A 21,682-nucleotide genomic window follows, 5' to 3' on the forward strand; every position below is an offset into this window, starting at 1 on the left:
AGCCTTATGCCTGGGCGCCGTTGCCGCTGTCGAGATGCGCGCCGGTGTTTTCGATGCCGAACACGGAGGTATAGGCGGGATAGAAACTGCAGTACAGCACGCCACCCGCGGCAATATTGAACGGAATTTGCAGCGTGCCGGCCAACTGCGGTGACAACCCGATCGCAACCAGAAGGCCGGCGCAGAGGTCAATGAAAAGAAACACCAGGATCCACGTGGCGCCGTAGACCAGGAAGGGCAGCTTGTTGCGCCAGCAGGCGATGCCGGAGAAAAACAAGGCCTGGACCAGCTTCAGTCCATGCCAGGCGACCAGCACCGGTGCGTGCCAGAACAGCGCAGCGATCACGACATACACGACCGCGAACAGGGTCAGAGGGACAGCCATGGCGGACAGGATGGGCTCCATGGACTTTTCCACTGAGGCGATCCGCATGCCCTCGACCATTGCGTCGGTGAAGGGCAGGAAAATGACCAGGCCGGTGACGATGCAGAGCGCCGCGTACAGCAGGCCCATCAGGAACAGTTTCCTGAATACGCCTGGCTGCTTGAGCGGCTTGGCCCACATCGAGGGCAGCATGATTCGGTCGGCTTCGACGTGCTTGCACGCCGACAGTGTCATCAGGGTAATGATGGGCATCAGCGCCACGACCAGTATGGGCCCGACCGGCGGCGTCGCGGTGGCAAAGATGACCAGAAGGCTGATGGCCATGGCCCAGGTGAACATGGCCAGTGGTTGCTTGCGGAACAGACGGAAGCCGTCTCGGACCCATTGCCAGCCGGATGTCGCGGGTAGGAATGCTGCTTGCATGGCTCTTTAAAGGGGGTGATCTCTCAAAAAGGGAGGCGTTGTCCTCATTATGGGGGGCGCAACGGTTACGGCAATATTGGCAAGCCGGGGCGGTGGCGTGCTTGCAACACTCTTTCGAAATGCCGGGGATCGTGCGGTTTGAGGGTTTGCGCCGGCCGCGGCAGGAAAAAGTCATACAGACGCGATATCCAGAAGCGCAGCGCGGCGGCGCGCAGCATCAGCGGCCATGCTTCACGCTCCGCGTCGGTGAACGGACGCACGGCCGCGTATGCCGCCAGCCAGGATTCGACCAGCTCGGGCACGAATTCGCCCGTGTCCCGCTCGATGCACCAGTCATTGACGCTTACCGCCACGTCGAACAGCCAGGTATCGCAACCAGCGAAATAGAAATCGATAATGCCGCCCATGAGCGGGTCTTCGAAAGTGCCTGCAAAAAGGACGTTGTCCCGGAACAGGTCGCAATGGGCCGGGCCCGCCTGCAAGGCCTGCCAGGCCGGCGTTGCGGCAGCAGCCTGCTGGTCAGCCAGTTCCGACGAGAGGAGCTGTGCCTGGGCCGGCTCCAGGAAGGGCATGACCTTGGGCGCCGTTTCCAGCCACCACGATAGGCCGCGCAGATTGGGCTGGTGCAGCGGGAAATCTCGCGCTGCAAGGTGGGCGCGGGCCAGCGTGCTGCCCGCCAGGGCGCAATGCGCCGCGCTGGGCGCGGGCTCGTAACCGCCTGGCAGGCGCGACACGATGGCGCAGGGCTTGCCGTGCAGGGTCGTCAAGCGAGTGCCGTCCAGCAGGGTCTGGGGCCTCGGCACGGGAATGCCGCGTTCGGCCAGGTGGTACATCAGCTCGATGTAGAACGGCAGCTGCGCCTGCGTAAGCACCTCGAATAGCGTCAGGACGTACTCGCCGCGGGTCGTGTACAGGAAATAGTTGGTATTTTCGATACCCGCCGTAATCCCCCGAAGCGAGACAAACTCGCCCAGATCGAAATGCGCCAGGAGGGCGCGAGCGTCGTCTTCGGAGACAGGGGTGAATACGGCCATTGATGTGCGGGATGTAAGGGTTGTCGGACGCGCTGGCATGCCGGTTTCGGCTGCGGCGGCGCAATTTTAGACCACATGGACGGCCTGCCTGCCCGCCATCCGGCGAAGCGGCCGGATCCATCGCCCGGGCACAAAGCCGCCAAGCACCGTAAAATACCGCATCCCCTTGTTTTGTAGAGTGATTCTTGGACTCCCCCGACTGGCGGCTGTGCGTCGCCCCGATGATTGATGTGACCGACCGCCACTGCCGCTATTTCCATCGGTTGCTGGCGCCGCGCGCGCGCCTGTACACGGAAATGATTACCACTGGCGCGCTGTTGCACGGCAATGTGGAACGTCACCTGGATTTTGACGAAGCCGAGCACCCGGTGGCCCTGCAATTGGGCGGCAGCGAGCCGGACGCGCTGGCGCATTCGGCCCGGCTGGGCCGGAAGTGGGGGTACGACGAGATCAACCTGAACTGCGGTTGCCCGTCGGAGCGGGTGCAAAAGGGCGCGTTTGGCGCATGCCTGATGGCCGAGCCGTCTTTGGTGGCAGATTGCATGAAGGCCATGCAGGATGCCGTGGACATCCCGGTCACCGTCAAGCATCGGCTCGGGCTGGATTACGACGAGTCCTATGAGTTCGTCCGGGATTTCGTGGGCAAGATATACGACACCGGGTGCCGGGTGTTCATTGCGCATGCCCGCAACGCGGTGCTCAAGGGCCTCACGCCCAAGGACAATCGGGAAATTCCTCCTCTGCGCTACGACGTGGTGCGGCAATTGAAGCGCGACTTCCCGGACTGCACCTTCGTGCTCAATGGCGGTCTGGCGGATGCCGAGCAGTCCGTGCGGGCCGCCGGGGATTTCGATGGGGTCATGCTGGGCCGTGCGGCGTGGCACACGCCGCGGGTGTTGTCGGAGGTGTCTCTGCAGCTATGGCCATCGGTACGGCTACCCAGCGATGCGCAGGTGGTCGACGCGATGACGGAATACGCGGCGCGGCAGGTAGCTCGTGGCGTGCCGTTGCGGGTAATGACCCGCCCCATGCTGGGGCTGGTGAATGGCCAGTCCGGCGCGCGCCGCTGGCGCCGCATGTTGTCGGATCCGGCCCTGTTGGCCGCGAACAATCCCGAACTGATCTACGATGCCTGGCGCAGCCAGCGGCATGCGCCGGATATGCGCGGCGCCGCGATAGAAGCGGCGCCGGCAGGGGTGTGACGGGCTGCCAGCGTGGCTGGCCCCGGCTTCAGGATTTGGCGGGTTCGGCGCTTTCCGTTGGCCAGTCGCGGATGTAGGCCTTCAGCATATTGTTTTCGAACTGCTGGGCCGCCACGATAGCCTGGGCCATGTCGTAGAACGAAATGACGCCCATCAGGGTGGGGCCGTCCATGACCGGGATGTAGCGGGCGTGCTTTTCCAGCATCAGGCGCTGCACTTCGTCGGCGCTGGTGTTGGGCGACACGCTGACGGGGGCATCGTCCATGATGGAGCGGATGGTGGTTTCACCGGCGCCGCCATGCGCATGCATGTGGCGGATGATCTCGCGGAACGTGAGCATGCCGGTCAGCGTCCCGAATTCCATGATCACCAGCGAGCCTATGTCCTGCTCGCTCATTGTTTGGACGGCCTGGGACACAGGCATGTCGGGCGACGCCGTGTAGAGCGTATCGCCCTTGACGCGCAAAATCTCGCTGACCTTCAACATCGGTTCCTCCTGGGCGGACTACGCCCTGATGCTATTTGCTAATTCTTTTTCGCTTCCAGCTGCAATATGGGAGCGATTCCATTTTCGGTATTTTGCGCTTCTCCGCAGACTTCTTCCAGCGTGGGCGCATTTTGCTGGGAAATTACGGCCGAGGCGACTCGCAATATTTCCGGGTCGTTGCGGACCCTGGGCTGGCTGCGATCCAGCAGAAAGTGGTCCACCACGGGCGCCATCGAGGTTTGGCGGGCATCGCAGGTCAAGACCCAAAGGCCTTCCGGGCTGCGCGTGGCGAGCCCCATTTCAGCCAGGGTTTCCAGCACTTCGTTAAGTTCGTCCTGGTGCAGCCGAAGCTGCGCCGCCAGGACATTGGCGGGCAGGCCCGGAGGATTGGTCGCCTGCGCCTGGCGCAGGGTACGCAGCGCATCCACGGCGTCCACGAACGGTGCGCCGGGATAACGGTTGATGTCCCAGCGGCCCAGGCGGATGAGCGGCGCGCTGGATGCCAGGATGGCCCCCAGCAGTACGGCCAGCCAAGACAGGTAGATCCAAAGCAGGAAAATCGGCAGGGTGGCGAAAGCGCCGTAAATAACGGTGTAGGTGGGGAAGCGCGTGAGGTAATAGGCGAATGCCGACTTCATGATTTCCAGCACGATCGCCGTTACGCAGCCGCCGACCAGGGCGTCGCGCCAGAGAACTTCGCGGTTGGGAACCATGACGAACAGCGCGGCGAAACCGAGGCCAGTCAGGATCAGCGGAATGAACGACACCGCCATGCTGACGGCTTCCGGCACGTCGCGGACCAGTCCCAGCGATTCCCGCGCCACGAACGAGGTCGCCCAAAGGCTTGCGCCGGCCACTACTGGGCCCAGCGTGATAATGGCCCAATACACCAGCGCGCGCTGGCGCAGGGGGCGCTGACGCGTCACATGCCAGATGTCGTTGAATGCCTTGTCGATCGTCATGATCAGCAATAGCGACGTAATCAGGAGGAACGCGCCACCGATGGCGGTCAGGCGTGAAGCCTGGCGCGCAAACTGATTCAGGTAATCCATGATGTTGTCCGACACGGACGGCGGCATCAGGCTGTTGGCGAGGAAATCCTCGAGGGCGACGCGGAATTCCTGGAATACGGGAAAAGCGGTGAACAGCGACAGGACCACGGCCAACATCGGCACAATGGCCAGGACGGTCGTGAAGGTCAGGCTGGACGCCACTTGCAGCAGTTTCTCTTCGCCAGCGCGTTCGGCGCTGAAGCGCAAAACGCGACCGGCCCTCACGATCCATGAAGAGCGCGGGGTCGAGTGCTCGGTGGCCGCCGGCGTGGCGGCAGGCTCGGCGGGGCGATTCATCAGGCGATAATAGCAGCATGAACCCTGAACTCAACCCCCGTTTGCGCCTGCTGGCCTCGGTTTCGCTATTCGCCCTGATAGTGCTTTGCGTCACCTGGGAAACCGTGGTGGCGCCGGTGCGGCCGGGCGGGTCCTGGATGTTGCTCAAGGCGCTGCCGCTGGCATTTCCGCTGCGTGGCGTCCTGCGGGGCAATCTCTATACCTACCAGTGGGCTTCGATGCTGTCGCTGCTTTACCTGATGGAAGGGGTGGTGCGCGCCATGTCGGACCCGGCGCCCCTGTCGGTAATGATGGCCTGGGGCGAGATCCTGCTGTCGGCCACCTTCTTTCTAAGCGCCATTTTTTACGTGCGGCCCGCCAAGCGGGCCGCCAGGAGGCAACGCGCATGAGCGCCCATACGCTGTCCGATCTGCGTGTCGTCAATTCCTTTGCGGACTTGCCCGCAGCCTTCTACACCCGGCTCGAGCCGCAGGCGCTGAATAATCCGCGTCTCTTGCACGGTAACGCCGAGGCCGCCGGTCTGATCGGCCTGGATCCGTCCGTATTGTCGACTCCCGAGTTTCTGAGCGTGTTCTCCGGCGCTCGGCCTCTGCCCGGAGGGGACACATTGGCGGCGGTCTACAGCGGCCACCAGTTCGGGGTCTGGGCGGGCCAGTTGGGCGATGGCCGGGCCCACCTGTTGGGCGAGGTCGAAGGGCCGCAGGGAAACTGGGAGCTACAGCTCAAAGGCTCCGGGATGACGCCTTATTCGCGCATGGGCGATGGCCGCGCGGTGTTGCGTTCTTCGGTGCGTGAATACCTGGCCAGCGAGGCGATGCATGGCCTGGGCGTGCCCACGACGCGGGCGCTGGCGCTGGTGGTGTCCGATGATCCAGTCATGCGGGAAACCGTGGAGACGGCGGCCATCGTGACCCGCATGTCCCCGAGCTTCGTACGTTTCGGTTCTTTCGAACATTGGTCGTCGCGCCGCCAGCCTGATCTGCTCAAGACCTTGGCGGACTACGTCATCGACCGCTATTACCCCGAATGCCGGGATGCAGGGACGGGCGAGGCCAATAACGACGTCGCTCCCTATATGAACCTGCTGCGCGCCGTCACGCGGCGCACCGCGCTATTGATGGCGGACTGGCAGGCCGTTGGCTTCTGCCACGGGGTGATGAATACCGACAATATGTCCATATTGGGATTGACGCTGGATTACGGCCCCTATGGCTTCATGGACGGTTTCCGCCTGGGGCATGTCTGCAATCATTCGGATTCCGAGGGCCGGTATTCCTGGAACCGTCAGCCGTCCGTAGCGCTTTGGAACCTGTATCGCCTGGGCGGCAGCCTGCACGCGCTGGTGCAGGACGTGGAGGGGCTGCGAGCCGTTCTGGACGAATTTGAACCGGTTTTTACGCGTGCCTTCCACGACCGGATGGGCGCCAAACTGGGCTTGGCCGCATGGCGGCCGGCCGACGAAGCGCTGCTGGACGATCTGCTCAAGCTGATGGACGCCAACCAGGCCGACTTTACGTTGACGTGGCGGCGCATGGCCGATGCCTTGTCGGGCCAGCGCAGCGCATTCGAGGATTTGTTTATCGACCGGCCGGCCGCGGGCGCGTGGCTGGATCGCCTGGTCGGACGACATGCCCAGGATGGCCGGCCGGCACAGGAGGTGGTTGCAGGCATGAATCGTGTGAACCCGCTTTATGTGCTTCGCAATCACTTGGCGGAAGAGGCGATTCGCGCGGCCAAATCCGGCGATGCCGGCGAGATCGACACGCTGATGAAGCTGCTGCGCAACCCTTACGAGGCCCAGCCGGGACATGAGCGATATGCGGGGCTGCCGCCGGATTGGGCGGGCAGCCTGGAGGTCAGCTGCTCGTCGTGATTCGGCTGCCAGCGGCAAAAACCGAACGCGGATGAAAGCGATTTTGCTGCGATTTACGAGAAAATAACCGTTTGGACAAGGAATATCGCAGTTTTTTTCATTGCAATCATTCGTTTCCATTGTAAAAGACGTAAGATTATCGCCAACGGAATACCCGGGACTCTGCGTCGCGGGGCATTTGTCGATAATCTTCAAAATAAAGCACTCTAAATATGGCTGGCGCAGATGGTTTGCTGTGTATCGGTCTGCTTGAGGATGACGCCGACTTCCGGGAGGAGTTGGCGTTAGGCTTGGGTGGCTATGGTTTCCGCGTGGCATTTGCCTGTGATAATGCCGCGGCGTTTTATCGCCGGTTGCAGGAGCAGCCCTGCGATATTGTCATTCTTGACGCCCATCTGCCTGGAGAAGACGGTTTCTCCGTGGCGACCCGTTTGCGCGCGCTCAGTCCGGTTGGCATTGTCATGCTGACGGGTCGTAGTGCGCTGGAAGACCGGGTGCGCGGCCTCGAGGGGGGCGCCGATGTCTATATGACCAAGCCGGTGGATCTGCTGGAGCTAAGTTCGGTCATCCGCAGCCTGGCCCGCCGGATGCGTCTGGCCAAGGCGCCGCGCCCCGCGGATTCGGAAACGCGCGCCTCCGCCGATACTTCGTGGTCCCTGCAGGATGGCGGCTGGATCCTGGTTGCCCCAGACGGCGCTTCGCTGCACCTCAGCGCCCAGGAACGGACTTTCCTGATTGCCCTCATGGATGCTGCCGGCAGCGCAGTCAGCCGCCAAGTGCTGGCGGAGTTGTTTTTGCCGGACAGCCCGGGCGGCTTCGAATTGCGCCGCATCGACGTGCTGGTCAGTCGTTTGCGCGCCAAGGCGCAAAGCGCGGGCCTGAAATTGCCCGTGCTGTCGGTGCGCGGTCAGGGTTACGTGTTCGCCGCCTGAATCTCGTGATGGCGGTCAAGCCGCCGGCGCGCTGGACGGCAAGGTCACGACGAAGCGCGTGCCGACGCCGACCTCGCTTTCCATGGTCAGCGAGCCGCCCTGGTTCTGGCAGATGCGCCGGGCCAGGTACAGGCCGATGCCCATGCCTTGCGTTTCCCGATGCGCCGAGCGCCGGAAATGCGGTTCGAAAATCTTGGCCTGCTCCTCCGTGCCTATCCCCGGGCCGCGGTCGATGACAGCTACCCAAGCCATGGGAATGGCCCCGACCCGCGTATGGCCGGTTTCTATGCGGACAGGTTCGTTGGCCGGCGAATACTTGATGGCATTGTGGATCAGGTTGCGCACGACCACGCTGGTCAGGGGGCGATCGCAGTAGACGGGCAGGGAGTCCCCGGCCTGCAACATCAGCGCGTGCGCGGTATCCGGTTGCATCGCGGTGACGACATCGCGCACGAGATCCGCCATGTCGGTCTGTTCGCCACGAGGCGTCCACGCCTGTTCACCCAGCCGGTCCTGGTTCAACAATTGGTCCATGAGTTCGGTCATGCGGGCGACCGAGCGATGGATGCGCGCGAGGCGGTTGTCCACGGCTTCGCCGCTTTCGGCAAGAATCATGTCGAGGGACTGGGCTGCCGCGCTGACCGTGGCCAGCGGCGCGCGCAGTTCGTGCGAGATCAGCGCGTTCATTTGGCGCTGCGTGTCGAGCGCGCCCGCCAGTTCGGCCAGCCTGAGTTCTCCCTGTGCGAGGTGCTCCGCGTCGCTATGCTCATGGCCCGCGCGCTTCGAGCCCTTCTGCGCATGGGCTTGTTGGCCGATCGCCAGCAAGAGCAGGGCGCTTGCCACCAGCAGCAGCCGGGCCAGTTCGGCGAGCGTGCCCGCGGCCGCGCCGCCGCCCATCAGCCAGGCATCGTGGCCCAGCAGCCAGGTGGAAACGATGTACGCACAGGCCAAGGCCAGCGAGGAGGCGCGCGCGGGTGTCTTGCCTGCGGCGCGGACCAGAAACCAGACAGCCAGTGGCAGGCTCGCGATGGCGCACGCGCCGGCAATGACGGTGGACACAATGCCGTTGCCGGGGTCGTAGGCGATGATCAGCGCCAGCACCGCCGCTATCGTCAGCGCCACGCTGGACCAGCGGGTGGCTGTTGCCAGTTTGGTCGCGGACGCGGCCGAGAGCATGGGCGTGGTCAGGGCCAGCAAGGCCGCATAGGAGCCGGCTTGCAACGCCGCCGGCGGCAGCAGTGCAGGCATGGAGCGGAATACGCCTTCCAGCAGCATGAAGGCCAGTCCGGCGCCGTAGATGGCATTGCGGGTGGCTGCCCAGGCAACGGCACAGGCGGTGCCGCAGGCTATGGCGACACCGGCCGTCAAGCCCAGGTGCAAGTCTTCGTATGAGACGTCCAGGTTGTAGGCCAAGGCCGCATTGGAGCCGAGCAGGGCGCACAGCAAGGCTCCCAGGCGGGGCAACATGGCTGGCCGCGCCGCGGGCGCGTCATCGGCGCGGCGCGGGCGCAAAGGCCTGCGGATGCGAAGAAGCCAACAGATGCGAAGCAGCATGCCTTCCGTCAACTGGAAACCCATGGATGATCAGGAACGAGGTCTTGCGTCTGGGCGGAGTTTACGACAGGCCCGCGCATGGCGTGGACACCGATGCCCGCCAGCACGTTCTGCGTGGCGATGTCGGGCACGTCTTCCGCATAGACGGCGATGCCAAGCGCCGCGGCGGTTGCGACGACCGTCGCCGCAAGATGTTGGCTACCCGGGCTGTGGAGCAGGCCGGTGATGAAGCCGCCGCACAGTTTGAGGTAGGACAGGGGAAACTCGTGCAGATGCTCGATGGCCCCGAACTGGTACGACAGCCGGCTCACGCCGACCCTGGCGCCGGCGGCCACGACAATGTCGCACAGCTGCCGCAGCTCCGTTCCTTGCACGGCCAGCGCGGCCGCGTCGACTTCCACGATCAGGCGGGCGCTCAGGGCTGGGCGGTCCGCCAGCATGCGTTGCAGCCGCGATTGGAACGATGGCTGGGTGATGGAGGGGAGCGAGATCGGCACTGCCAGCGCGCCAGGACGCGCGAACAGCCAGTCCAGCCCCAGGCGAATGGCCTGTATGTCGCATTCGGTGGAGAGGCCGAGCCGCACGGCTGCAGGCATGAAGATGGAGGCCGGCACGGGGTCGGCGCCCGTGGTGTCGTGCAGGGTAAGGCTGGCCTCCTGGTGCAACAGCGCGCCGGACATGTCATGCAGGGGCTGCACGGACAAGGAGAACCTGTGTTGTTCCAGCGCGGTGACCAGGGCGTCGTGCCAGCTGTACTCCCCGATGTGGGTGCTGTCGGGCGCGCGGCTGGCTTGGGCGATCTGATCGTCGTCGGCGCTCTCGGCGCACATCAGGGCGTGGTCCAGTCGCGCCAGCGTGTCGCTCATGCTGTCGCCTGGCGCGTAGGCGGCGAGCGCCAGTGCCCAGCGGCAGGACTCGTGCTTGTCCATGGGCACGCGCAAGGAGCGCAGTTCGCGCCGGACCCGCTCGGCCAGCAGGCTGGCCTGCGGGGCCGAGGTGCGAGGCAAGAGCAGCGCAAAGTCGGAACCGCTGATGCGCGCGAGTATGGCCGCAGGGCCGCCAAATTCGGCGACCAGCTTGCGCAGGCGGTCGGAGGACGAACGCAGCCACTGGTCCGTGAAGGCCCGCGAGAGATGCCGATTGATCTGCGCCAGGTCGCGTTGGCGGAACATCAGCAGGTGGCCGCCGGCTTCCGGGTCTTTGTCCGCCAGAGCCGACCTGAACTGGTCGATGAAATACTTGCGGTTGTGCAGGCGGGTAATGGGATCCCGGTAGATCTCGCTTTGCAGAGATTCGATCCGGGCATTCTGTTCCTGGACGGTAGCGGCAACCATGCGCTGTGCGTCGACCAGCGCCTGATCAACGCCTGCCAGTTCGCACCCTCCGCTCAGCGCATTGCGGTTTCCCGGGGCCAGCGCGCGCACGCGTTCGCAGATATCGCGCGAGGTGCGAGCTTCCATTCGTCGCGCCAGGTTCACCGAAAACAGGACCCACAACAGCCCCGCAGCCAGTACCAGCCCCAAGACCCGCACGCCGCCTTGCCACAGCGTATTGCGAGCTGCGCGTGAATCGGCCTGTACCGTGACGGTGCCACGCAGGGTGCCGTCCGGGCTTGCATATGAAAGCGAAACGGCGGGCGCTTCCATGCTCAGCCAGACATCGCGCCAATCGTGTTCCCGGGACTGGGAATCGGTCGGCGGCGTTTGCCGTTCGATGATGGAGGAGCTGTGGTCGTCCGTGATGCGCACCAGCGCGTAACCGCCTCGCGCGAACATTTGATCTGCCAGCGCCATCCGCTCTCCAGGGCCGCCCGCGGCATGCGACAAGGCCCAGGCCAGCGCGTTGGCGCCGTCAGTGCTTTGCTGTGCCAGTTGCGCGCTGAGATAGCGGTGCGCAGCCAACATCCCCACCGCCTGCGCGCCGAGCAGAACGAGGCCGATCAGGATGGTGGTGAAGACGAGTAGCCGGCGGAATGTGGACATGTATGTGGAGGTTCCCTTCCTGGCCGCTGAGCGGCCTGAACTGAGGACTGCCAGGTGTCCGGTTGGAACGGCGTCGGATCGTGACCGGCGCAATAAAAGCCTGGGTACGAAGGGTGACACGAGCCACTAATACATCAGTGGCACAGCAATTCTACATGTCACAGAAGGTACCGAATATTACTAAATTCGTGCCAGGAGGGGACAAGCTGTGCAATTATTTCGATGCTGTCGGTTTTTGAATGACAACTATCGAGACACGGTGTATTAATTTTTCGGGTGCGGCTGTCGTAGTAGTAGGGCGAGCATGGCGCAATAGGGGCCGGCCCAAGCCTTACATGGTCCGTCCGAACCCTCCGTGAACAACCAGAGAAACCGTAGGAATACAGGGAAAAGAGGTGCGTTGCCTCTGAAGTGTGTGGCGTTTTTGCGAAAATAATGCATATTTTAAAAAATGTTACAGCCCTTGGGTTCCATTCCGAACCGCAACGCCAGGGGCTTATGGATAGGGGGCTCCGTGCGTGAGAGTTACCTGCTCGCACTGTGCCTGACGCTTGCGGGCGCACTTGTGGCGATGTGCTTGGTCTTCGTGCGCAGGGAACGTCGGTTGCGTCAACGCCTGACGCGCGATGAATTGACCGGTGCCCTGAGCCAGCAGGAACTGCACCGGCGCGCGCGCGCCTGGCTGAACAATGCCGAAGGCCGAACGGCCCGCGGCGCTTTCTTCCTGGTGAGCTTCGAGCAATATGCCGAGATCAGCGCCATGTTGCGCGCGGGCGAAGACCAGCACCTGCTGCTGCAGGTGTCCGACCGCCTGCGCCTGATCTGCCGCTCCATGGGCGGCATGGTGGCACGCACGGGGGCGGATGCGTTCACCGTCTGCGCGCCCGACGTGGATGAAGCGGGCGCGGCCCAAGTGTCCGCCAAGCTGCTGGAAGCATTGAGCGTGCCCTATGAACTGGGCGGGCGCCCGCTGATGGCGATGTTCCGGGTTGGGGCGGCCTTGTACCCCGAGCACGGCCGCAGCGTGGAAGAATTGCAGCGTTGCGTGCAGGTGGCCCTATTGCCGCTGAAGGAACGTGGCGGGCCGGGCTGGAATCTGTTCGACTTCAGGATGCTGGCACGCCAGCGCGACCAGCAAGGGCTGGAAAACGACCTTCGGCTGGCGCTGACGACGCCGGCCATGGAGCAGTTCGAACTGTATTACCAGCCGGTCTGTGACAGCGGCACCGGCATGGTGCAGGGGTGCGAAGCGCTGCTGCGTTGGCATCATCCCGTGCTTGGCAGCGTCTCGCCCGCCGTGACAATCGAATTGGCCGAACGCAGCGGGCTGATCGTGCCGCTTGGCGCCTGGATCCTCGAAAAGGCCTGCATGCAGGCGGCGCTCTGGCCGGCAAGCTGGCGTGTGCACGTGAACCTGTCGGTCAAGCAGATGAACGAGGACGGTCTTGTCGAACTCGTGTCGAATGCGCTGGCAGCCGCGCGCCTGGCGCCTCGTAAGCTGGTGCTGGAAATCACGGAATCCCTCTTTATCCTGCACTACGAACGGCACGTGAAAATCCTGAACACGCTGCGGGCGATGGGCATAGGCGTGGCGCTGGATGACTTCGGCTGCGGTTATTCCAGCCTGAACCACTTGCGCCGTCTGCCCATCGATTGGGTCAAGATCGACCGCAGCTTCATTTCCGCGCTGGAGTCCGACGCAGGCAGCCGCGAAGTCGTCTCGGCCTTGTTCGGGCTGTGCCAGGCGATGCACCTGCCGGTGGTTGCGGAGGGTGTCGAAACCGAGGGGCAGCGCGAGATCCTCAAGTCCCTGGGTTGCCGGGTGATGCAGGGTTTCCTGTTGGGGCGCCCGGCGCCGGCATCGGAAATCCAGGCTTTGGCCTCGGCGGTGTCATAATCGGGGTTGCTTGCAAATCCGACCTGTTGACTCCCTATGCCCGGCAATACCCTAGGTACCCTCTTTACCGTTACCAATTTCGGCGAATCCCACGGGCCGGCCATCGGTTGTGTCGTGGACGGCTGTCCTCCGGGGCTGTCGCTGGACGCTTCCGACATCCAGCTTGAACTGGACCGCCGGCGTCCTGGCACCTCCCGCCACGTCACGCAGCGCCAAGAAGCGGACCAGGTCGAAATCCTGTCGGGCGTATTCGAGGGCGTGACCACGGGTACGCCGATCGGCCTGCTCATCCGCAACACGGATGCGCGTAGCAAGGACTATTCCAACATTGCCGATACGTTCCGTCCGGGTCATGCCGATTACGCCTATTGGCGCAAATTCGGCGTGCGCGATCCGCGCGGGGGCGGCCGGTCGTCGGCGCGCCTGACCGCGCCCACTGTCGCCGCGGGCGCCATCGCCAAGAAATGGTTGGCAGAGCAGTACGGCGTCAAAGTGCGCGGCTACATGAGCCAGCTTGGTCCTATCCCCATTCCCTTCGTGACCTGGGACGACGTCCCCAATAATCCGTTCTACGCGCCCAACGCCGGGATCGTGCCGGAGCTGGAAGCCTACATGGACCAGTTGCGCAGGGATGGCGACTCCGTCGGCGCCCGGATCGAAGTCATCGCCGAGAACCTGCCTGCTGGCTGGGGCGAGCCGATCTACGATCGTCTGGATGCGGACATCGCGCATGTGATGATGGGTCTGAACGCCGTGAAGGGCGTGTCGATCGGCGCGGGTTTCGACAGCGTTGCGCAACGCGGCTCGGAGCACGGCGATGAGCTTACGCCGGACGGCTTCCTGACCAACAACGCGGGCGGGGTGCTCGGCGGCATTTCCACCGGGCAGCCCGTGACGGTGTCGCTCGCCATCAAACCGACTTCCAGCATTCGCGTCGAACGTCGTTCCGTGAACCGCGCCAACGACCCCGTTATGGTGCAGACGCTGGGCCGCCACGATCCTTGCGTCGGCATCCGCGCCACGCCCATCGCCGAAGCGATGCTCGCGCTGGTCTTGATCGACCATGCCCTGCGCCATCGCGGCCAGTGCGGTGATCCGGTAGTCTGATACGCTGTCGTTCTTCTAAATCGACTGGGGGCACGCCATGAAACGGAAACGTCATTTGCTGCGCAATGCGGGCGCTGCGCTCGCGCTGGCGGCCCTGGCTGGCTGCACGGGCATGAATACCACGCAGTCCGGCGCCATAGGCGTCAATCGGACCCAGTACATGTCCAGCATGGTGCCTTCGCAGGCGTTGGAGCAGGAAGCGACCCAGCAGTACGCGGACATCCTGAAGCAGGCGCAAGCCAAGGGGCTGTTGGACCGCGACCCCCAGCAGGTGGCGCGCGTTCGCGCGATTTCCCAGCGGTTGATCGCGCAGGCCGGTGTGTTCCGGCCGGACGCCGCCAGCTGGAAATGGGAAGTGCACGTGCTGTCCAGTAACGAAATCAACGCCTGGTGCATGCCGGGTGGCAAGATCGCCGTCTATACGGGCCTGCTCTCCAAGATCAAGCCCACGGACGACGAGCTGGCGGCGGTGCTGGGGCACGAGATCTCGCACGCCTTGCGTGAGCATGCGCGCGAACGCGTATCCCAGCAGATGGCCACCAATCTGGGGTTGTCGGTCCTCGCGATCGCTACGGGGTCTTCCGCAGCTTCCGATCTGGGCGAACAGTTCACCAGCGTGATGTTCACGCTGCCCAATAGCCGCACGCACGAAACGGAAGCCGACCGCATGGGCGTGGAGCTGGCGGCCAGGGCCGGCTATGATCCGCGCGCCGCCGTGACGCTGTGGCAGAAGATGGGCGCTGCCGACCAGGGCAGCGCGCCGCCCGAAATCCTGTCGACCCACCCGTCGGCCGCATCACGCATCAGCGATCTGCAGGCCGCTGCGCAGCAAGTGCTGCCGCTGTACGAACAGTCCAAGGGTAAAGCCGCTCGCTGAGGCCGCTTTGGCGGCCCCAGCGGCCCGGTTTATGCCGCGGCAGTCTTGACGCCGGGGCCGCGCATGACGCCGATGCCCAGTCTGGCCAGGATGCGCTGCGTTTCGGCGTCCGGCACGTCTTCCGCATAGACCGCGATATTCAAGCCGCGCGCGGTTTCCAGCACGGATGCCGTCAGTTGCTGGCTGCCTGGGCTTTGGGACATGCCGCCCACGAAGCCACCGCCCAGCTTCACATACGACAAGGGCAGCGTGTGCAATTGCGCCACCGCGCCGAACTGCTGCGCCAGCCGCCGCACGCCGATATGCGCGCCGAATTCCGAGGCGACGCGGGCCAGCGTGGCGATCTGCTCGTGGCATTCCACCAAGCCGTGCGCGTCGATCTCCAGGTACAGGCGGCGCGCCAGCGGCCGGTGTTCCGTGAGCAGCAAGGCCAATTGGCGGAAGAACTTCTGGCCGCGCAACGAGGGCAGGGCCACCCGCACCGCCAGTTCCCCGGGGTTGGCAGCCAGCCAATCCAGCCCCAGGCTCACGGCTTCCAGATCGCAATCGGCGACCAAATCCAGGCGCACGGCGGGCGGAATGAACAGCGTTGCCGGTATCGGTACCTGATCGGCGGCAGTGCGCAGCATCAGCATGGCCTCGGTCCGGACAGGGCTGCCGTCGGTGGCTTGCAGGCTTTCCGTGGCCAGTTCGAAACGGTGGTCCTCCAGCGCGGACAGAATGGCGTCCTTCCAGGCGCGTTCGCCGGATTCCGAAGGCGATTGCATGTCGGTGGCTCCAGCGATCACGACCTGGTCGTTGCCGGCGCTTTCCGCTCGCATCAGCCCGAAGTCCAGGCGCGCGAGCACGGGCCCCGCCTGGCTGCCGTGGCCGTAGTCGGTCATGGCCTGTGCCCAGCGGCACAGATGTCCTTCACCCACGGGGATGCGCGAAGCGTGCAGATCGGCACGCACCTGTTCCGCGACCATCATGGCCTGGGGCGCCGCGCAACCGGGCAGCAGCAGCGCGAAATCCGATCCGTTCAAGCGGGCCAGCAATGGGGAGGCCACGTGCATGCTCTTGAGGGTGCCGCGGATGCGCTCGCACGCCGTGCGCAGCCACTGGTCGATGAACTCGCGCGGCATGTGACGGTTCAGGTCCGCCAGGTCGCGCTGGCGGAACACCAGGACATGACCGCCATCGATGCCGCGTCCCGTCGGAATGGCCGGAGCTTCGAGCGCGCGGCGGAACTCGTTGACGAAGTACTTCCGGTTTGGCAGGCCGGTGACCGGGTCCTGGTTCAGTTCCAGCTCCAGCGATTCGATCTTGGCGTTCTGTTCTTCGACGCTGGCGTGGATGCGTTCGCGAGTCTGGTTCAGCGCTTGCACCACTCCCGACAGTTCGGGCACGCGCGCCTCGACCTGTTCCGTCGGGGATTCCTGGCCAATGCTGCGCACGTGGTCGCTGATTTCACGCAGCAGGCGATTTTTGATCCAACCCACCAGCATGAAGGCGAATACCGCCCACAGGATGCCAGCGCCCACCACCAGGGCGATCATCTTCAGGCTGCTGCGCCACAGGGCTTCCCAGGCATAGGCGTCGTTGGCGATCAGCGTGACTTCGCCGATCTGGCGCCAGCCATCGCTAACGGCGTGACTGGCCGATTGCGCGGTCAGGGGGGCCAGGGCCTGGAACCAGGCGGGAACGGACGCCGCGGTCGCGGTGGACTTCCGTTCGATCAGGACTTTGCCTTCAGGGTCGCTCAAGCGTACCAGCGAGAAATGCCCGCCGTCGTAGAGCGCCGATACCAGCAATTCCTGTACGACCGGATCATTGTTGGCGGGTTGCGAGAGCGACAATGCAAGCGACACGGCAGCGTCGGTGCTCTGTACCTGCAATTGCCCGGACAGGTACTCCCTGGCGGCATTTACGCTGAGCGCCAGCGTGCCCAGCAGGATGACGCCGATGGCAAGGGTAACGCTGAGCAATAGCTGTCGAAGTATGGACATAGTCTTGTTTCCGAACATCAGGGGCGCACGCCTTCCCGTTCCATGCGTTGAAGTAGATCACGCCAGCGGCTGAGGCGGTCAACCGGCGCGGCGGGTTTGCCGTCCACGTAGACGCCGTCGGCATTGAAACTGAACACCGGCGTCAGGTCGCGACGCTGCGTGGCGGGCAAAATGGTCGAGATCAGGTTGTCCAGCACGAGTGGCACGGCGTTCGGGGTTTCGTAGTAGCCCAACACCATGTGGGCGATCTGGGTGCTGCTGGCAGCTCCGCCGATACGAGCGCGAACATAGATGAAACGCAACTTATTGGCCGGGACGCCCAGCGCCAGCAGCGTGAAATACTTGCCGATGACGTAGTCTTCGCAGTCTCCTGCGCCTCTGCCCAGCGATTCCAGTGGCGTGGCCCAGTAATCGGCCTGCTTCCATATGGTGATGTCCTCGCCGGACATCAACGAGCGGTTCCAGAAATCATTGGCCTGCGTGAGCGCGCCTCTTTCCGGCGCGGGAGCAGGGCTGCGCATCAGTTGCAGCCATTCCGACACCGCTTTGGATCCTTTCGCGCCATAGCGGCTGGCCGACAGGCTTTGCAGCCGGTCGGCGTTCACTTCCAGGGCGGAACTTCCGCTCCAGCCGCAAGCCAGGCATAGCAAAGCCAATCGGCACAGCTTCAGCACGCTTGGGTAACGGCGGGTCGATGGCATGAACCGGATTTTCACATGTTTCTGAACGTTTCTGTTGAAAAGTCCAAAAAAATGAGACGTCCGGGGGAAGGGCTCGACGAACCCTTCCCCTGTTTGCTAGCGCTTAGCTGTGGTCGACGTTCAGCTTCCCCTTCTGCAGCAGGTCATTGATGATGGCTTGGTTGTTCATGACCTGGCCGTTGGCGTCGTGCGTGAGGTCGACGTTCTCCAGCACGATCTTCTGATCCGCGCCCTGGGTGCCAAGCTTGCCCTGGGTGTTGATCTCGACGAGCGTGTTGTTGGAGTTGGCCGGATCCTGCTTGAAGTTCAGGTACTGCGACAGGTTGCCGTCGTTCTCGCCCACGAGCAGGTCCTTCAGGTCCAGGACGTCGCCGCCATCGGCGACCGAGGCCTTCGAGAAGTCCTTGATCGTGTCGATGGCCGGGGCGCTGGTGGTGCCCTGGTCGTTGAGTTCCCACTTGAACGTGTCGCTGCCTGCGCCGCCGACCAGGATGTCATTGCCCTGGCCGCCGATCAGGACGTCATTGCCGTCGCCGCCATACAGCGTGTCGTTACCGGTGCCACCGTACAACGTGTCATTGCCTGCATCGCCGTACAGAGTGTCGTTGCCGCCCTGGCCGTAGATGATGTCGTTGCCGTTGCCGCCGTGCAATTCATCATTGCCGCCGCGCGTATCGCCCTGCACGTCGAAGATCGAGTGATTGTCCAGGATGAACTTATGCAGGTCCGCGTCTGTGGGCTGCACGCCGTTCTTCAGCAGCAGGAACTGCTTCAGGCCATCCAGTCCAGCGCCGTCACCCAGGTCGGCCGGCTTGGCGGGATTGCCGTTCACGCCCCAAGGCAACTGATCGGTATTGATCGTGTCGCCGAAAAGGATGTCATTGCCATCGCCGCCGAAGATATTGTCGTTGCCGACAGGCGCCAGTTCGGTAGTCGTGCTGCCACCGGCCAGCGCCGACTCCAGGTCCGACGGACTCAACACCACTTGCGAGTTGTCGGTACGGCCCGACGTGTACGAGCGAATATTGTCGATATCCACACGGAACGCGTTGTTACTGGAACTCTTGTCATTGAGGACGAACTGATACAGATACTCGCCGGGGCCATGGATGCTCGAGCGGGTGTTTGCTTCCGAGCCCGACTCCACCGGTGCCCAGGCGGAGCCATTCCATTTCAGCAGCACCCACTTGAATGTATCGCCGGTTCCCTTGTTGGCAACGCTCGCGTCGAAGCTGAACGTGGCGCCGCCGGCGCTGGTCACGACCATCTTGTTGGCGGCATTCATTGTTACGGTGAATTCCTTACCGTCCGCCATCGTGTCGGTGAGGCGCATCGCATTGCTGTTCTTCACGGCAGTGCCGTTTCCATCCTGCTGCCAGTTGGCGGGATTGTTCGCTCCCGTGTTTCCGGAGAAGTTCGCGTAAACCTCGCCGCCGGAGGTATAGCGGCCGCCGGTGTTGTCGTACTTATTGAGCGTGGAAGTGGATACACCCGAGCCGATGCCAATGCCGTGGACATCGCTGACACCGGCCAGCGAGTTGAACTCGGCATCCCGGTCATAGCCCCACCACCCTTCGGAGGTGGGTTCACCGTCCGTCAGGAAGTACGTCAGGTTCTTGTACGGCTTGCCGTTGGCATCAACCGTGGGCTGGCCGTTGAACCAGTCCTTGGCTTCGTGGAACGCCGCGCCATAGGGTGTGCCGCCGTCCGCCTTCAGGCCCAGCAGAATGTCCACCATTTCGTCGACATTGTCGGGGTTCAGGCCCGAGATAGCCTTCTGCAGCTTGGCGCTGCTATCCGCGAAGGTGATTAGCGATACGTTGATAGTACCGTCGTGAGTCGCCAACTGATTCTCAAGCAGCGCCTTGAGAGCTTTCTTGGCGGTCTCGATGCGCCGCTCCTGGCTGGAACCACTACCCCAGTAGTAGTCCATCGAACCGGACAGATCCAACACCAACGCAATGTTGTAGCTGGCGCCCGGCGTCACGTTCTTCATCATGCCGCCCTGGTCGCCCAACAATACGTCGTCGCCGGACCCGCCCTTCACGGTTTCGTCGCCGTTATTGCCAGTGGTGAACTGGTCGACGTGCAGCGTGAACGTCTGATCGCTGGACGTGTCCTGGCCGCCGTTGGCAGTGCCGCCGGTGTCCTTGACCTGGAACTGGAAGGACGCGCCCGCGTTCTCGCCAACGTTCGAGGCGTTGGGCGTATATACCAGCTTGCCGCTGGCGAGATCCGCCGCGCTGATCTCCTGGCCTTGCGTCACAGCCTGGCCATTGAGGTACAGCGTGCCACCGGAAGGCAGGGAATCGATGATTACCGACTTCATCGAATGGCCTTCCACCGGGTCGGAGAAGGCGAAGTCCTTCGTGCCGAACACGTAGTCCTTGCCCTCGGTCACGTGGCCGAAACCATCCTGGGACACAGGCGCGTCGTTCACCGGCAGGACATCGATGTCCAGCGAGGAAGACACCTGGCCCGTGCCGTCCGTCACGGTGTAGGTGATTTGCGGCACCACACCGTTCCAGTTGGCGTTGGGCGTGAAGACATAGCTGCCATCGGCATTGATGAAGATCGAGCCGACACCCACGATGTTGGCCGTGGCGCCAGCGGCATACTTCGTGCCATTGATGGTGAATTCGGCGACGCTCAGTGCATCGTTGTCCGTGTCACTGGAGCCCGTGAGCACGTTACCGGACACCGTCTGGTCTTCCAGGCCGTGATTGGTCTGGGCCTGGATCACCGGCAGGTCATTGGTCCCGTTGATGGTAATGGTGATGGTGCTGGTGGCGGAGCCATCGGCGGATGCGACCGTGTAGGTCTCGACGATGGTCTGGCCGGCCTTCAGGAACTGCACGGCGGCGTTGTCCACCTTGTAGGTGTATGTGCCGTCGGGGTTGATGGTCACAGCGCCCAGCTGGCCGCCGGCGTGCGTGCTGCCGGTGAACTTGAGGCTGGTCGTGTTGAAGGTCGACTCGCCGGTATCGGTGTCGCTGATGGTGACCGCGCCATTCACGCTGAGCTTGCCGTCCGACACGCCCACGTCTTCGGTGACCGACTTCGCATCATTGGTCACCTTCGGCACGTCGTTGGTGCCGTTGATGGTGATCGTGATGGTGCTGGTGGCAGTGCCGTCAGCGGACGCGACCGTGTAGGTCTCGACGATGGTCTGGCCGGCCTTCAGGAACTGCACGGCGGCATTGTCCACCTTATAGGTGTACGTGCCGTCGGGGTTGATGGTGACCGCGCCCAACTGGCCGCCGGCGTGCGTGCTGCCGGTGAACTTGAGGCTGTTCGTGTTGAAGGTCGACTCGCCGGCGTCGGGGTCGCTGATGGTGACCGCGCCGTTCACGCTGAGCTTGCCATCCGACACGCCCACGTCTTCAGTGACCGACTTCGCGTCATTGGTCACCACGGGGATGTCGTTGGTGCCAGTGATCGTGATGGTCAGCACGGCTTCACTGAGGTCGCCGTCAGCATCGGTAACGGTGTAGCGGATCGTTTCGGTCAGCAGCTGCCCGGCCTTCAAGGCTTGCACGGCGGCCAGGCTGTTGTTGAGCTGATACGACCAGGTGCCGTCGCCATTGTCGACGAGCTGACCGTACTTGGCATCGCTGGTGTTGAGGACGGCCGTTGCCGCGTCGGCGCCGAGCGTGTCGTTGGTCAGCACGTTGCCGGTGATCGGAGCAATTGTGTCTTCGGTAATGCCAGCCGTGTCGTCGTTGGCGACCGGGGCCGTGTCGAGGATCTGGATGACCAGGTCGTTGCTGGAGGACACGCCGGCCACGTCGGTGACGGTGACGGTGAAGTTGTCCTTGACGGAGTCGTCGCCCGCGGTGTGGTCGTCGGCGCCGCCCGTCTCCTGGTAGGAGTAGGAGATGGTGCCGGTGG

Annotated in this window: 16 protein-coding genes; 7 read left to right on the forward strand and 9 right to left on the reverse strand. The window is 63.6% G+C overall.

The features are described from left to right. Positions 1-4 precede the first annotated feature (4 nt). Together CEY08_RS30240 and CEY08_RS27580 are read right to left on the reverse strand one after the other, a co-directional pair. Positions 5-808 carry a BPSS1780 family membrane protein gene (locus tag CEY08_RS30240; protein ID WP_042792872.1) on the reverse strand — a complete coding sequence of 268 codons (804 nt, stop codon included), beginning with the start codon at positions 806-808 and terminating at the stop codon, positions 5-7. Positions 809-873: 65 nt separating this feature from the next. Further along, a complete protein-coding gene (locus CEY08_RS27580) occupies positions 874-1,842 on the reverse strand; it encodes a homoserine kinase (protein WP_042792873.1) in 969 nt (322 codons plus the stop codon). Positions 1,843-2,063: 221 nt separating this feature from the next. Between CEY08_RS27580 and dusA the strand changes: the two genes are divergently transcribed. Further along, on the forward strand, positions 2,064-3,044 hold the full coding sequence (gene dusA, locus CEY08_RS27585) for a tRNA dihydrouridine(20/20a) synthase DusA (protein WP_042792874.1): 981 nt from the start codon (positions 2,064-2,066) through the stop codon (positions 3,042-3,044). A gap of 28 nt (positions 3,045-3,072) precedes the next feature. Here dusA and CEY08_RS27590 read toward each other — a convergent pair whose 3' ends face one another. After that, positions 3,073-3,531 (reverse strand): CBS domain-containing protein, encoded by a 459-nt coding sequence (locus CEY08_RS27590; protein ID WP_042792875.1) that lies wholly within the window; start codon positions 3,529-3,531, stop codon positions 3,073-3,075. Between the two features lie 38 nt (positions 3,532-3,569). After that, positions 3,570-4,880: a YihY family inner membrane protein gene (locus CEY08_RS27595; RefSeq protein ID WP_076812413.1), complete on the reverse strand. Its 1,311-nt coding sequence runs from the start codon at positions 4,878-4,880 to the stop codon at positions 3,570-3,572. Between the two features lie 17 nt (positions 4,881-4,897). Between CEY08_RS27595 and CEY08_RS27600 the strand changes: the two genes are divergently transcribed. The 3 genes from CEY08_RS27600 (at position 4,898) to CEY08_RS27610 (ending at position 7,685) form a co-directional block, all read left to right on the forward strand. Then, positions 4,898-5,269: a DUF2069 domain-containing protein gene (locus tag CEY08_RS27600; RefSeq protein ID WP_042792877.1), complete on the forward strand. Its 372-nt coding sequence runs from the start codon at positions 4,898-4,900 to the stop codon at positions 5,267-5,269. Beyond that, a complete protein-coding gene (locus tag CEY08_RS27605) occupies positions 5,266-6,753 on the forward strand; it encodes a protein adenylyltransferase SelO (RefSeq protein ID WP_076812416.1) in 1,488 nt (495 codons plus the stop codon). The genes CEY08_RS27600 and CEY08_RS27605 overlap by 4 nt, the downstream gene beginning before the upstream one ends. Before the next feature lie 212 nt (positions 6,754-6,965). Beyond that, on the forward strand, positions 6,966-7,685 hold the full coding sequence (locus CEY08_RS27610) for a response regulator transcription factor (RefSeq protein ID WP_042792879.1): 720 nt from the start codon (positions 6,966-6,968) through the stop codon (positions 7,683-7,685). Positions 7,686-7,700: 15 nt separating this feature from the next. Here the strand turns inward: CEY08_RS27610 and CEY08_RS27615 are convergent, their stop codons facing one another. Beyond that, the gene (locus tag CEY08_RS27615) at positions 7,701-9,152 is read right to left on the reverse strand and encodes a sensor histidine kinase (protein ID WP_232033747.1); all 1,452 of its coding nucleotides are present in this window, start codon (positions 9,150-9,152) and stop codon (positions 7,701-7,703) included. A gap of 95 nt (positions 9,153-9,247) precedes the next feature. Then, on the reverse strand, positions 9,248-11,221 hold the full coding sequence (locus tag CEY08_RS27620) for a bifunctional diguanylate cyclase/phosphodiesterase (protein ID WP_076812419.1): 1,974 nt from the start codon (positions 11,219-11,221) through the stop codon (positions 9,248-9,250). 514 nt (positions 11,222-11,735) lie between these two features. Here CEY08_RS27620 and CEY08_RS27625 point away from each other — a divergent pair. Genes CEY08_RS27625 through CEY08_RS27635 form a run of 3 tightly spaced genes read left to right on the forward strand, consistent with a single transcriptional unit; the run spans position 11,736 to position 15,102 of the window. Further along, positions 11,736-13,118, forward strand: a complete 1,383-nt coding sequence (locus CEY08_RS27625) for a putative bifunctional diguanylate cyclase/phosphodiesterase (protein WP_042792881.1) — start codon at positions 11,736-11,738, stop codon at positions 13,116-13,118. Positions 13,119-13,154: 36 nt separating this feature from the next. Continuing rightward, the gene (gene aroC, locus CEY08_RS27630; protein WP_042792882.1) at positions 13,155-14,225 is read left to right on the forward strand and encodes a chorismate synthase; all 1,071 of its coding nucleotides are present in this window, start codon (positions 13,155-13,157) and stop codon (positions 14,223-14,225) included. 37 nt (positions 14,226-14,262) lie between these two features. Next, positions 14,263-15,102: a M48 family metallopeptidase gene (locus CEY08_RS27635; RefSeq protein ID WP_063639583.1), complete on the forward strand. Its 840-nt coding sequence runs from the start codon at positions 14,263-14,265 to the stop codon at positions 15,100-15,102. Between the two features lie 29 nt (positions 15,103-15,131). Here CEY08_RS27635 and CEY08_RS27640 read toward each other — a convergent pair whose 3' ends face one another. From CEY08_RS27640 to CEY08_RS27650, 3 genes are all read right to left on the reverse strand, one after another. After that, positions 15,132-17,090, reverse strand: a complete 1,959-nt coding sequence (locus tag CEY08_RS27640; RefSeq protein ID WP_076817584.1) for a bifunctional diguanylate cyclase/phosphodiesterase — start codon at positions 17,088-17,090, stop codon at positions 15,132-15,134. A gap of 17 nt (positions 17,091-17,107) precedes the next feature. Next, entirely contained in the window at positions 17,108-17,791 is a 684-nt protein-coding gene (locus CEY08_RS27645) for a transglutaminase-like cysteine peptidase (RefSeq protein WP_063639696.1), read from the reverse strand. Positions 17,792-17,894: 103 nt separating this feature from the next. Continuing rightward, a partial coding sequence (locus tag CEY08_RS27650; RefSeq protein WP_088607851.1) for a VCBS domain-containing protein occupies positions 17,895-21,682 on the reverse strand: 3,788 nt, incomplete at its 5' end.

The organism is Achromobacter insolitus (assembly GCF_002209555.1).
Classification (GTDB): Bacteria; Pseudomonadota; Gammaproteobacteria; order Burkholderiales; family Burkholderiaceae_B; genus Achromobacter; species Achromobacter insolitus.